The following is a 12961-nucleotide window of genomic DNA, read 5'->3' on the forward strand; positions in this document are numbered from 1 at the left end:
GCATGACCCAGGTCGGCAAGGACACGCTCGGAACCCGCAGCACCATGACCGTAGGCGGCAAGCAGTACGCCTATTACTCGTTCAAGAAGGCCGCCGAGAAGATCGGCGACGTGTCGAAGCTGCCGTTCAGCATGAAGGTGCTGCTCGAGAACATGCTCCGCTTCGAGGACGACGGCTTCACGGTCGGCGAAGAGCACATCCGCGCGATTGCCGACTGGCAGAACAACCCGGTAACCGGCGAGGAAATCCAGTACCGCCCGGCGCGCGTGCTGCTGCAGGATTTCACCGGCGTTCCCTGCGTGGTCGACCTTGCCGCAATGCGCGATGCGATCAGTAAGCTCGGCGGCGATACCGCGAAGATCAACCCGCAAGTGCCCGTCAACCTGGTGATCGACCACTCGGTGATGGTCGACGAGTTCGGCACTCCCAAGGCTTTCGCCCAGAATGTCGAACTCGAATACCACCGTAATGCGGAGCGCTACGACTTCCTCAAGTGGGGCTCGAAGAGTTTCGAGAACTTCACCGCCGTGCCTCCCGGCACCGGCATCTGCCACCAGGTGAACCTCGAATATCTCGGCCGCGGCGTGTGGTCGAGCGAAGCCGAGGACGGCGTGACTGTCGCCTATCCGGATACCTGTGTGGGTACCGACAGCCACACCACGATGATCAACGGCCTTGGCGTGCTTGGCTGGGGCGTCGGCGGGATCGAAGCGGAAGCCGCGATGCTCGGCCAGCCGATCTCGATGCTGATCCCCGAAGTCGTCGGCTTCAAGTTCACCGGCAAGCTGTCCGAAGGCGTGACCGCGACCGACCTCGTGCTGACCGCCACACAGATGTTGCGTGCACACGGCGTGGTCGGCAAGTTCGTCGAATACTACGGCCCGGGCCTTGGAGCATTGAGCCTCGCTGACCGCGCGACGCTCGCCAATATGGCTCCCGAATACGGTGCAACCTGCGGCTTCTTCGGGTTCGACGACAAGACGCTCGACTACATGCGCCTGACCGGTCGCAGCGACGAACAGATCGCGCTGGTCGAGGCTTATGCCAAGGAACAGGGCCTGTGGATCGATCCGCACCACGAGCCAGTGTTCTCCTCGACGCTCGAACTTGACCTCTCGACTGTCGTCCCCAGCCTTGCCGGCCCCAAGCGCCCGCAAGACAAGGTGATCCTCCCCGAGGTTGACGAGCTGTTCAATTCGGACCTCAAGAAGCTCTACGGCAAGGATGCGCCAGCGCGCGTCGATGTCGATGGCCGCGACCACGATATCGGTGACGGCGACGTGGTTATCGCCGCGATCACCAGCTGCACCAACACCTCGAACCCCGATGTGCTGGTTGCCGCCGGCCTCGTGGCGAAGAAAGCCAACCAGAAGGGCCTCAAGCCCAAGCCCTGGGTCAAGACCAGCCTCGCGCCGGGATCGCAGGTGGTTACCGACTACCTCGTCAAGGCGGGCCTGCAGGATCACCTCGACGCGATCGGGTTCGACCTTGTCGGCTACGGCTGCACCACCTGCATCGGTAACTCGGGGCCGCTCGCCCCGCCGATCAGCAAGGCGATCAACGGCAACGATATCGTCGCTGCCAGCGTCCTTTCCGGTAACCGCAACTTCGAAGGCCGCGTTTCGCCCGATGTGCGTGCTAACTTCCTCGCTTCACCGCCGCTGGTCGTTGCTTATGCGCTCAAGGGCACTGTCACCGAAGACATCACCGAAACCCCGATCGGGCAGGACCAGGACGGTAACGACGTGATGCTGGCCGATATCTGGCCGACCAACGCCGAAGTCGCCGAAGTCCGCTCGGGCGCGATCGACCGGGCGATGTTCGAAACCCGCTATGGCGACGTCTACAAGGGTGACGCACACTGGCAGGCGATCAAGGTCGAGGCGTCGGACACCTATCGCTGGAACCCGGTCAGCACTTACGTCGCCAGCCCGCCGTTCTTCGAGGGCATGGAAATGACCCCTGCCCCGATCACTGACATCGTCGATGCGAAACCGCTGGCGATCCTCGGCGATTCGGTCACCACCGACCACATCAGCCCGGCCGGTGCGATCAAGGCCGACAGCCCTGCCGGCACGTATCTGCAGGAGCACCAGGTCGCCCGGCAGGACTTCAACTCCTACGGCAGCCGCCGCGGCAACCACGAAGTGATGATGCGCGGCACGTTCGCCAACATCCGCATCCGTAACGAAATGGTCCCAGGCGTCGAGGGCGGGATGACCAAGTACAACGGCGAAGCGATGCCGATTTACGACGCTGCGATGAAGCACAAGGCGGACGGCACGCCGTTGGTGGTGGTCGCGGGCAAGGAATACGGCACCGGATCGAGCCGCGACTGGGCGGCCAAGGGCACAATCCTTCTCGGCGTGCGTGCAGTAATTGTCGAAAGCTTCGAGCGCATCCACCGCTCGAACCTTGTCGGCATGGGCGTGCTCCCGCTCCAGTTCACCGGCGGTGATACGCGCCAATCATTGGGGCTGACCGGCGACGACAGCTTCACGATCAAGGGCCTTGCAGACCTAACCCCTGGTCAGGATGTCGAAGTCGAAGTCACGAAGACCGATGGTTCGACTGCGACGTTCACCGCCAAGTGCCGGATCGATACCGCTAACGAGATGGAGTATTACCGCAACGGCGGCATCCTCCAGTACGTGCTGCGCAAGCTGGCTGCATAGTGCTCGCGCACCGAATCCTGCTCGCTGCGGCGGCTTCGGGCGCGTTGCTGCTTGGCGGTTGCCACGCGGAAGCGACTGCACCTGCGCAACACGAGCAAGTGAAGGCCGGTTCCGTTGATCAGGTCGATAGCTCGCAGCTGGAGAGTCTGACCCAGCAGGGCACGGCCATCCTGGTCGACGTCCGTTCGCCGGAGGAGTTCGCTGCAGGCCATATCGCAGGGGCGGTGAACCAGCCGCTCGAAAGCTTCGATCCGGCAAAGGTCCCGCAAGAGGTAGGCAAACAAACCGTACTCTATTGCCGCACTGGAAAGCGTTCCGAAATCGCGGCGGGAAAGATGGCCAAGGCGGGTGAAGACGCGACCCACCTGACCGGCGGGATCGTCGCCTGGGAGAAGGCGGGACTGCCTATCGCCAAAGGCGAGTGAAGCCAGCCTTCAGTGCAACAAAGAAAGGGGCGGCTCTGAGACGGAACCGCCCCTTTCGCTTACGGCCGACCGGGGGGTCAGGCCGCTTGCTTGAGCTTCTTCTTGCGGCGCGCGAGGACTGCGGCGGCCGCTGCGCCAAACAGCAATGTCATCGGCGGCGCGGGCACCGGGGTGCCGCTGCTGCTCGAGCTCGACCAGCCACCGCTGGACGAAGAGCCGCTCGACGACGAGCTGCTGCTCGATGAGGAAGAGGAAGACGAACTGCTCGACGACGATGACGACGAGCTGGTCGAACTGGTCATGTTGCCCGTGCTCGAACTGTAACCGCTGGAGCTACCCGACGAGGAGCCGCTCGACGACGAACTGCTGCTCGAGGAAGACGAGCTCGAAGAACTGCTCGACGAGGACGAGGAACCGCTCGAGCTCGACGAACCGCTGCTGCCGCCACCGCTCGAAGTGGTCCAGCCCGAGGTCGAACTGTGGTGACCCGAGGAGCCGCCGTGGTGGCCGCTGCTCGAGCTGTGATGCCCGCTGCTGCCCGAGCTGGTCCAGCCCGACGTCGAACTGTGATGGTATCCCGACGATCCGCCGTTGTGGCCGCACGAGCCGCATCCGCTCGACGAACCGCTCGAAGAACCCGACGACGACGAGGACGACGACGAGCTGCTCGACGACGAGGAGGACGACGACGAGGACGAGCTGCTCGAAACGTTACCCGACGAGCTCGACGTCGAGCTCACTTTACCCGAGCTGCTGGTCGAGCTCACCGTGCCGGACGTCGAACTCACGTTGCCCGAACTGCTGGTCGAACTGACCGTGCCGGAAGTCGACGAAACAGTTCCCGAAGTCGAGCTGATCTGGCCCGAGCTGCTGGTCGTCGTGCTGGTCAGTCCGCCCGTCGAAGTCGAAGTCGAACCGCCGTTGTTCGAATTGTTGTTGTTGTTGTTGATGATGATGCTGCCGGTGCTCGATCCCGAGCTGCTGCCCGAGGACGAACCGGTCGTGGTCGAGCTGACCACCACGCTGCCGCTGCCGCTCGAACCGCCGCCGAAGAAGCCGCCGAAGAAGCCGCCACCGAAACCGCCGAAGCCGCCGCTGCCGCCGATCACGGTCACGCCGCCACCGCCGCCACCCGACACCGGCGGAGCCGGCGGGAGCGGCGCAGGCACTGCCGCCATCGCCATCTGGTAAACCGGCGGGCAATCCTCAGCGACAGCGCCGTGAACCGATCCTGCACCGACACCCTGGCGGGCATAAGCACCAGCAACCGGCACTGCCGGTCCGGCCGCTTCGCAAGTCACTTCACGCCGCACGATCGTGCGCTTGCGCTTTACCACCCGCGGGATGTGACGTTTGGCGTGGTGGTAGGTCTTGGTGTACTTGACCGGCACCGCCTTCGTCGACTTGATGTTCGTCGCGTCCGCTGCCTGTGTCTCGGCGACATGCACTGCACCGCCCGCCAGCAGGACGGTTCCCGCTGCGGTCGCGGACAGTTTCGCGAGGGCCATTTTTACCGACATGGGCGTGTCTTTCGTTTCCTGTCGGGGAAATCCGGCACGGCGGCTCCGCGCTGGTTACTCCCCTGTCATCACAGGAAACGGCAGGCATCCCTTACCGACAATTGAATTAACCAACATTATTTGCCGGATCGGCCACTTTTCTGGCCTTCAGGCTGCTCGCCAGGTCGCTATGTCCCAAACTGGAACCGCTTCCCTAACGCCACTTAACGATTGGGGCGGCAATCAGGCAGGTTCGCCACCGTTCGGCGCGAATCACTTCGCGCTGTCGAACAGCCCGCCCTGCGGTTTTTTCGGCGGCGTCATGTCGAGGTGATCCCACCCCGCATCGTTGAGACAGCGCCCGCGCGCGGTACGAGCGACGAGCCCGAGCTGGATCAGGTACGGCTCGATCACTTCCTCGATCGTATCGCGCGGTTCGGAAAGGCCCGCCGCAAGCGTTTCCACTCCCACCGGGCCACCTTTGTAGATGCCCGCGATCATCGTCAGGTAGCGGCGGTCCATCGCATCGAGCCCGAGCCGGTCGACTTCGAGCCGGTTCAGCGCTTCGTCCGCGACATTGGCGGTCACCGTCCCGCCGCCCGCGACATGGGCGAAATCGCGCACCCGTCGCATCAAGCGACCCGCGACGCGCGGCGTGCCGCGGCTGCGGCGGGCAATCTCGCGCGCACCGGCACCGTCAATCGGCAGGTCGAGCAGCCTTGCCCCTCGGCTAACCACCTGTTCGAGTTCCTCGACCGAGTAGAAATTGAGCCGGACGGGAATCCCGAAGCGGTCGCGCAGCGGGGTGGTCAGCAGCCCCTGGCGGGTCGTCGCGCCGACCAGCGTGAACGGCGGCAGGTCGATCCGCACCGAGCGCGCCGAAGGCCCCTCGCCGATGATGATATCGAGCGCGCGGTCTTCCATCGCGGGGTAGAGAACCTCTTCGACAACCGGATTAAGTCGATGGATCTCGTCGATGAACAGCACGTCGTTGGGCTCGAGATTGGTCAGCAGCGCGGCGAGGTCGCCCGCCTTGGCAATCACCGGGCCGCTGGTCGCGCGAAAGCCAACGCCGAGCTCCCTGGCGATGATCTGCGCCAGCGTGGTCTTGCCCAGCCCCGGCGGGCCGAAGAACAGCACGTGGTCCATCGCTTCGCCACGCCCGCGCGCGGCCTCGATAAACACCCGCAAGTTGTCGCGTGCCGCCTCCTGCCCGATGAATTCGGTGAGCGATTTCGGGCGCAATGCGGCATCGGGATCGTCGGGCTGCCTATCAGGCGTGTGGAGGGGAACGGGGTCGGTCATTCTTCAAACTTCTCAATCCAAGGTGATCGTCCCTCTTTTTTGTATCTCTGAATCTTTTCGTTAAACGGATTCAAGAAGCCCTCAGGAATCTTTCTGTCAAAGATAAATCCCTTTAATCTTTGATGGATCTCATCCCAAGCTTCGTCGTGAGGGATACGACCTACAACGGCGAACTGGTCGTCTGCGAATCGTCCATAGTTATACATTTTGTCATTCAGAAAGCGCACCTTCGCCACGTCCATCAAGAGGTCGGAAAGGCCAAGCACTACAAGCTCATCACCCTGATCAAGTTCGAAGCTGTTGAACCGCGAAATCATTATCTGAATGCTGCTCATCAACTCCGCGACATGTCTGACACTTTGCTTGCCTCTGAGAGTTTCGACGAACTCCTTCATTTCGGTAATGACGTTGTTGGGCACCGAGATTGGTTCTAGGCGGGTAGGATGCTCTTCACGCTCAGACCGTTCGGAAAAAGCTGCTCCAAAGTCTCTGCGGACCATGATTTGGTGTCCGATTTGTTGAGCAGCGGCGCGGCAAATCTCGTTGATGGCGGACAGTGCAAGCGGCAAGGTGGCTCTTGCCGCGCTGTGACGCCGCTTGGTCCGAACTTTCTCTTGGCGATCAGATTGATCGATTTGCTCTCTAATCTTTCTAACCGTCAACCACGCACCAAAGAGGGCCACAACCGCAGCCGCCAGCGTCTGCCAGTAGTAAAGCCAGATGATCATGTCAGAAATACAGCTCACCCCGCTGCCCTCTTCAAAGCGACGCGGATCAGCTCGCTCTCGCTTGCGTCGTCTCCCAGTTCGCCTTGTGCAGTGGCGACGGCCCGGGCAGCCACGGCGGGCTTGAAGCCGAGGTTCTCGAGCGCGCTCACCGCATCGGCGCTCGCGCCGCCGGACAGCGGGATCGCGCTTCCGCCACCACCCGAAACCGTGGGAAGAGCGCCCGCCTTATCCTTCAATTCATTGACGATTCGCCCCGCCAGCTTCGGCCCTACACCCTGCGCGCGAGCCACCATCGCCGCATCGCCTTTGGCGCACGCCGTTTGCAACTCGGCGGTCTCGAGCGCCGAGAGTATCGCCAACGCGACCTTGCTGCCCACGCCCTGCACCTGGGTGAGCAGCCGGAACCAGTCACGCTCCCCGGCAGTGGCAAAGCCTAGCAGGCGCATGTCGTTCTCGCTCACCTGCAGGTCTGTGAAGACAGTGCAACCCTCGCCCACTTCGCCCAGCGCAGAGAGCGTCCTGGTCGAACAATGCACGAGGTAGCCCACGCCCGCGACGTCGATCACCGCCCAGTCGGTGCCGGTTTCGTCGAGCAGGCCTTTGAGCTTGGCGATCATGGAATTCTTGCTGCGCTACCACTTCGTTGCTTGAGCGCAATGTGTGGCGGACAGAACGGGAACAGTCCAGCCTCGCTAGACACTTGCCCGCAACTAAGCCAAAGCGACGCCCTATGAGCTGGAACACTTTCGGACGCGTGCTGCGCTTTACAACCTGGGGCGAAAGTCACGGCCCGGCGCTGGGCGCAGTGCTCGACGGGTGTCCGCCTGGGCTTGCGCTGTCCGAAGCCGATATCCAGCCGTTCCTCGACGCGCGGCGGCCGGGCCAGAGCAAGTTCACCACCCAGCGCAAGGAACCCGACGCGGTAAAGATCCTCTCGGGCGTGTTCGAGGGCAGAACCACCGGCACCCCGATCAGCCTGATGATCGAGAATGTCGACCAGCGCAGCAAGGATTATTCCGAAGTCGCCAAGGCCTACCGCCCCGGCCACGCCGACTATGCCTACGATGCGAAATACGGCTTCCGCGACTATCGCGGCGGCGGACGCTCGAGCGCGCGTGAGACCGCGGCGCGGGTAGCGGCGGGCGCGGTGGCGCGGCTGGCGATCCCCGAAGTGACGATCGTCGCCTATGTCAGCGAGATCGGCGGCGACGCGATCGACCATAGCGCGATCGACCTTGCCGAAATCGGCAACAACCCGTTCTTTTGCCCCGACCCAGCTGCGGCGAAGCGGTGGGAAAAGTTGGTCGACGACGCGCGCAAGGCGGGATCCTCGCTCGGCGCGGTGGTCGAGTGCGTTGCAACAGGTGTGCCTGCCGGCTGGGGCGCGCCGGTCTATGCCAAGCTCGACGCCGACCTCGCCGCAGCGATGATGGGCATAAATGCGGTCAAGGGCGTCGAGATCGGCGACGGATTTGGTGCAGCCAGACTGACCGGCGAGACCAATGCCGATCCGATGCGCCCCGGTAACGAGGGACCGCGCTTCGAAGCGAACCACGCAGGCGGGATCGCGGGTGGCATCTCCACCGGACAGCCTGTCGTGGTGCGGGTGGCGTTCAAGCCGACCAGCTCGATCCTCACACCGGTCGAAACGATCGATCGCGACGGCAACGCGACCGAGATTCGCACCAAGGGCCGCCACGATCCGTGCGTTGGCATTCGCGGCACGCCGGTGGTCGAAGCGATGATGGCGCTGGTATTGGCAGACCACAAATTGCTCCACCGCGCGCAGTGCGGATAACCTGCTGATCGAGCGCCAGTTTCGCGTCCGGAAATTGATCGCTAAAATCGATCAATATTGCGCACTCAATCCATTTGATTGATCGTCATGAAACTCTCATAGCTGTTGTTCATTGGTCCCCTGGGGCCACCGATTCACGCGCAACAAGGAGAGACAATCATGGACGCCAAGACCGGATCGATCACGGGCAAATGCCCATTTACCGGAGACACCGGCACGCGCCCGCTGCTCGGCCGCACCAACGAGGATTGGTGGCCGGATAACCTGCCGCTCAACCTGATGAGCGATCGTGGGCTCTCCCCCAGCCCGATGGATCCCGGTTTCGACTATGGCGCGGCGTTCGACACGCTCGACTACAGCGCGGTCAAGGCCGATCTCACCGCGCTGATGACCGACAGCCAGGATTGGTGGCCGGCGGACTATGGTCACTACGGCCCGTTCTTCATCCGCATGGCGTGGCACGCAGCGGGCACCTATCGCGTCCACGACGGCCGCGGCGGCGCGGGCGAAGGCCAGCAGCGTTTTGCCCCGCTCAACTCGTGGCCCGACAACGGCAACCTCGACAAGGCCCGCCGCCTGCTCTGGCCGGTCAAGCAGAAGTACGGCGATGCGCTGAGCTGGGCCGACCTGTTCGTGCTCGCGGGTAACGTCGCGATCGAATCGATGGGCGGCCCGATCTTCGGCTTCGGTGGCGGTCGCGCGGACGTCTACTACCCCGAGAAGGTCTATTGGGGCACCGAAGACGAGTGGGTGAACACCGGCGCGGAAACCCGCAACCAGCCCGACAAGGGTTGGTCGATCGAAGACCCACTCGGCGCGATCCAGATGGGCCTGATCTACGTCAACCCGGAAGGCCCAGGCGGCAACCCGAACGACATGGAAGGCATGGCGCGTGACATCCGCGACACGTTCAAGCGCATGGCGATGAACGACGAGGAAACCGTCGCGCTGACCGCTGGCGGCCATACGTTTGGCAAGTGCCACGGCAACGGCGACGCGGGCCTGCTCGGCCCGGCACCCGAAGGCGCGGATATCGCGGCGCAGGGCTTCGGCTGGAATAATCCCGGCGGCACCGGCGTGCTCGACGATGCCATCACCTCGGGCATCGAAGGGCCGTGGACCAACACCCCGTTCGAATGGTCGCAGAACTACTTCCGGCTGCTGTTCAAGTACGAATACAAGCTGACCAAATCGCCCGCCGGTGCGAACATGTGGACGCCGATCGACCCCGATCCGGAAGATCTCGCCCCATCGGCAGGCGATCCGAACGTGAAGGTGCCGACGATCATGACTACCGCCGACATGGCGATGAAGATGGATCCGGAATATCGCAAGATTTCCGCCCGCTTCGCGGAAGATCACGAGGCGTTCAAGGACGCTTTCGCCCGCGCATGGTTCAAGCTGACGCACCGCGACATGGGGCCCAAGGCACGCTACCACGGACCGGAAGTTCCGGCGGAAGACCTGATCTGGCAGGATCCGGTCCCGGCCGGCTCCACTCCGTCGGATGCCGACGTTGCGGCCTTCAAGACCGCGATCCTCGCCAGCGGCCTGACCGTGAGCGAACTGGTCAAGGCGGCGTGGGCATCGGCTTCGACCTATCGCCGGACCGACCACCGCGGCGGTGCCAACGGCGCCCGCGTGCGGCTCGCCCCGCAGAAGGACTGGGTAGTCAACGACCCGGCCGAGCTGGGCAAGGTGCTCGCCAAGATCGACGAGCTGCGCGGCAACCTGTCGATGGCGGACGCGATCGTGGCAGCCGGTTCTGCAGCCGTCGAGAAGGCGGCCAAGGACGCCGGCCATGCGGTCAGCGTGCCGTTCACCGGCGGTCGCGGCGATGCAACCGACGAACAGACCGATGCGGAGAGCTTCGACTACCTCAAGCCGCTGGCTGACGGGTTCCGCAACTACCGTGCGGGCAAGCTGACCGTGAAGACCGAAGATGCACTGGTCGACCGGGCCGACCTGCTCGGCTTGACGGTTCCCGAGATGACGGTGCTTGTCGGCGGCCTTCGCGTACTCGGCGCAAATGCCGGCAACACTGCGCACGGCGTCTTCACCGATCGCAAGGGCCAGTTGACCAACGACTTCTTCGTCAACTTGCTCGACATGGCGACCAAGTGGTCGGCGACCGATGCGGACGAGGAAGAGTTCGCCGGCACCTGCCGCAAGACCGGTGCTGCCAAGTGGACCGCCACCCGCGCGGACCTCATCTTCGGTTCGAACTCGCAGCTGCGCGCCGTCGCCGAAGTCTATGCCCAGAACGGCAACGAAGCGAAGTTCGTCAACGACTTCGTCGCTGCGTGGACCAAGGTGATGAACGCCGACCGGTTCGATATCTGATCGGTAGACGTGATCGAGATCGACCCACGCGGGTCGCAGGAAACCCCCGGCAGCAATGTCGGGGGTTTTCCAATGCTGACGATCGCGCCGCCAGGCGCTATGGGGCAGCCGATGAACTCCCCGCCTGGCCCTGTTCGCGTCGCCGCGCTCTATTGCTTCACCCGGTTCGAAGATTGTGCCGCCTTGCGCGAGCCGTTGCTCGCGCGGTGCCGCGACTACGCGATCCGCGGCACGTTGCTGCTCGCCCCCGAAGGGATCAACGGGACCATTGCCGGCACATCGGCGGGCATCGACGCGATGCTCGCCCATATCCGCGCCCTGCCGGGTTGCGGAGAACTCGACGTAAAGTTCTCGACCGCGTCGGAAGTGCCGTTCCACCGCATGAAAGTGCGGCTCAAGCGCGAGATCGTGACGATGGGGCAGCCCGACATCGACCCGCGCCAATCAGTCGGTACTTATGTCGAGCCGGACGACTGGAACGAGCTGATCTCCGACCCCGAGACGATCGTGATCGACACGCGCAACGACTACGAAGTCGCGGTGGGCACGTTCGCCGGGGCAATCGACCCCAAGACCACGAGCTTTCGGGATTTTCCCGCCTGGTTCCGCGCCGAACGCGAACGCTTGCTCGGCGAAGGCAAGCCGCCGAAAGTGGCGATGTTTTGCACCGGTGGCATCCGGTGCGAGAAGTCGACCGCGTTCCTGAGGCAGGAAGGGGTCGAGGAAGTGTTTCACCTCAAGGGCGGAATCCTCAAATACCTCGAAACCATGCCCGAGGAAGAAAGCCTGTGGCGCGGCGAATGCTTCGTGTTCGACCGCCGGGTGACGGTAGGGCACGGATTGTCGGAAGGAAGCTACGGTCTGTGCCACGGTTGCCGCCGCCCGGTGAGCGAGGCCGACCGGCAATCGCCGCTGTTCGAGGAAGGTGTCGCCTGCCCCGCCTGCCATTCCGAGCGCAGCGAAGAACAGCGCGCCTCCTATCGCGAGCGTTCGCGGCAGGAAGCGCTTGCCGCCGAGCGCGGCCACGCGCATGTCGGCGCGATCTTCGGCGATCCGCTGCCGGATTTGGCAAGAGAGACAGATGACTGAAACCTATTCCCACAAGGCCCGGATTGCCGCAGCGGCGATTGCCTCGCTGGAAATCATCGCGCTCAGCCTCCAGACCGGGCTTGGCACCGCGAGAGACGGCTCTGCGCTGCTCGCCATTGCCGGAATGTTTCGGTTCTTCACGATCTGGACGAATTTCGCGGTGGCAATCCTGCTCGGCTTGGTCGCACTCGGCAGGAATGTGTCGGACCGGGTACTCCTGAGCCTCGAAACGGCCATCGCGATCGTCGCGATCGTCTATCACCTGCTGCTGGCCCAGTTGATGCACGAAACCGGTGCCGGCTGGTGGACCAACCAGGTGTTCCATAGTGCAGCACCGGTCCTGACAATCGGCTGGTGGCTGGCATTCAGCCGAGGCCGAATGGCCGAATGGCGCGATGTCTGGTGGGTGATGGCGGCGCCGATCGTGTACACTGCGACGATCCTCGCGATTGCGCAGCACACCCATTTCTACCCTTATTTCTTCCTCGATGTGGCACAGTTCGGGTGGGCCCGGGTCGGCTTCAATATCATCGGGCTCGGCATTGGCTTCTTGCTGATGGGTGCTGCGTTGCTGGGAATCGGACGGGCGATCACCCGCAAGCGAGGCTAACGCGCGCGCTTGAGCACGAGGTAGAGCGCACCCTCCCCGCCGTGCTTTCGGTGCGCCTTGCGGATCGCCGCGATCGCGCTGCCGTGGGGGCCCGCCGCCAGCCAATCGAGGATATTGGCACGAATTGCTCCGCGACTGGTCGCACGATCCGCTGCCGGAGCGCCCCGCTCCTTCCCCGCGATCAGCAACACGACCCGCGCGCCCATCGCGCGGGCCTGCGCAAGTCCAGCGTCGAGCCGTCCATGTGCCGCTTCGAGCGTATGGCCGTGCAGGTCGAGCGTGAAATCGGGTTCGATCGCACCGCGCACGAACCTGCGATCCCAGTGCGAATCGAGCCCGGGATCGGGGACTGGCCGAGGGGGCCTTTGGGCCGGTCGTGAAGGCTTCGTCGCGTTAGCCTGTCGAACGCTGGTGGATGATTGGGAAGCTGAAGGTCGATCTTCGGGCGGCTCAGCTAGCGGCTCGGCCGCTCTTCCAGCCATTGGCGTA

General features: G+C 63.7%; 13 protein-coding genes. 8 read left to right on the forward strand and 5 right to left on the reverse strand.

Going from position 1 to position 12961, the window contains the following annotated elements; genetic code table 11:
• The first annotated feature begins 2 nt into the window (after positions 1-2).
• From acnA to CJO11_RS13320, 3 genes are all read left to right on the forward strand, one after another.
• Positions 3-2675 carry an aconitate hydratase AcnA gene (acnA, locus tag CJO11_RS02935; protein ID WP_095011369.1) on the forward strand — a complete coding sequence of 891 codons (2673 nt, stop codon included), beginning with the start codon at positions 3-5 and terminating at the stop codon, positions 2673-2675.
• Positions 2675-3100 carry a rhodanese-like domain-containing protein gene (locus CJO11_RS02940; RefSeq protein ID WP_240504542.1) on the forward strand — a complete coding sequence of 142 codons (426 nt, stop codon included), beginning with the start codon at positions 2675-2677 and terminating at the stop codon, positions 3098-3100. The genes acnA and CJO11_RS02940 overlap by 1 nt, the downstream gene beginning before the upstream one ends.
• Positions 3101-3190: 90 nt before the next feature.
• Positions 3191-3424, forward strand: coding sequence for a hypothetical protein (locus CJO11_RS13320; RefSeq protein ID WP_095011370.1), 234 nt, complete (start codon positions 3191-3193; stop codon positions 3422-3424).
• A 9-nt stretch (positions 3425-3433) separates the two neighbouring features.
• On the opposite strand, the gene CJO11_RS13325 is transcribed toward CJO11_RS13320, so the two are convergent.
• The gene (locus CJO11_RS13325; protein WP_205651096.1) at positions 3434-3712 is read right to left on the reverse strand and encodes a hypothetical protein; all 279 of its coding nucleotides are present in this window, start codon (positions 3710-3712) and stop codon (positions 3434-3436) included.
• Between CJO11_RS13325 and CJO11_RS02950 the strand changes: the two genes are divergently transcribed.
• Positions 3692-4291, forward strand: a complete 600-nt coding sequence (locus CJO11_RS02950; RefSeq protein ID WP_095011371.1) for a hypothetical protein — start codon at positions 3692-3694, stop codon at positions 4289-4291. The two genes, CJO11_RS13325 and CJO11_RS02950, sit on opposite strands and share 21 nt — an antisense overlap.
• A gap of 581 nt (positions 4292-4872) precedes the next feature.
• On the opposite strand, the gene ruvB is transcribed toward CJO11_RS02950, so the two are convergent.
• Genes ruvB through ruvA form a run of 3 tightly spaced genes read right to left on the reverse strand, consistent with a single transcriptional unit; the run spans position 4873 to position 7249 of the window.
• Positions 4873-5904 (reverse strand): Holliday junction branch migration DNA helicase RuvB, encoded by a 1032-nt coding sequence (gene ruvB, locus CJO11_RS02955; RefSeq protein WP_095011372.1) that lies wholly within the window; start codon positions 5902-5904, stop codon positions 4873-4875.
• Positions 5901-6632, reverse strand: coding sequence for a hypothetical protein (locus CJO11_RS02960; protein WP_095011373.1), 732 nt, complete (start codon positions 6630-6632; stop codon positions 5901-5903). Before CJO11_RS02960 ends, ruvB begins: the two co-directional genes overlap by 4 nt.
• A gap of 14 nt (positions 6633-6646) precedes the next feature.
• Positions 6647-7249, reverse strand: a complete 603-nt coding sequence (gene ruvA / locus CJO11_RS02965) for a Holliday junction branch migration protein RuvA (protein ID WP_095011374.1) — start codon at positions 7247-7249, stop codon at positions 6647-6649.
• A 113-nt stretch (positions 7250-7362) separates the two neighbouring features.
• On the opposite strand from ruvA, the gene aroC reads away from it, so the two are divergent.
• The 4 genes from aroC to CJO11_RS02985 all read left to right on the forward strand — a co-directional run bounded on the left by aroC (position 7363) and on the right by CJO11_RS02985 (position 12472).
• Positions 7363-8430 carry a chorismate synthase gene (gene aroC / locus CJO11_RS02970; protein ID WP_095011375.1) on the forward strand — a complete coding sequence of 356 codons (1068 nt, stop codon included), beginning with the start codon at positions 7363-7365 and terminating at the stop codon, positions 8428-8430.
• A gap of 159 nt (positions 8431-8589) precedes the next feature.
• Complete coding sequence (katG, locus tag CJO11_RS02975; RefSeq protein WP_095011376.1) at positions 8590-10773, forward strand: catalase/peroxidase HPI; 2184 nt, start codon at positions 8590-8592, stop codon at positions 10771-10773.
• A gap of 111 nt (positions 10774-10884) precedes the next feature.
• The gene (trhO, locus tag CJO11_RS02980) at positions 10885-11862 is read left to right on the forward strand and encodes an oxygen-dependent tRNA uridine(34) hydroxylase TrhO (RefSeq protein WP_095013183.1); all 978 of its coding nucleotides are present in this window, start codon (positions 10885-10887) and stop codon (positions 11860-11862) included.
• The gene (locus tag CJO11_RS02985) at positions 11855-12472 is read left to right on the forward strand and encodes a Pr6Pr family membrane protein (protein ID WP_095011377.1); all 618 of its coding nucleotides are present in this window, start codon (positions 11855-11857) and stop codon (positions 12470-12472) included. The genes trhO and CJO11_RS02985 overlap by 8 nt, the downstream gene beginning before the upstream one ends.
• Here CJO11_RS02985 and CJO11_RS13465 read toward each other — a convergent pair.
• Complete coding sequence (locus tag CJO11_RS13465) at positions 12469-12780, reverse strand: Smr/MutS family protein (protein WP_338064654.1); 312 nt, start codon at positions 12778-12780, stop codon at positions 12469-12471. The two genes, CJO11_RS02985 and CJO11_RS13465, sit on opposite strands and share 4 nt — an antisense overlap.
• Between the last annotated feature and the right edge of the window lie 181 nt (positions 12781-12961).

It is taken from the genome of Tsuneonella mangrovi (genome assembly GCF_002269345.1).
GTDB lineage: Bacteria > Pseudomonadota > Alphaproteobacteria > Sphingomonadales > Sphingomonadaceae > Tsuneonella > Tsuneonella mangrovi.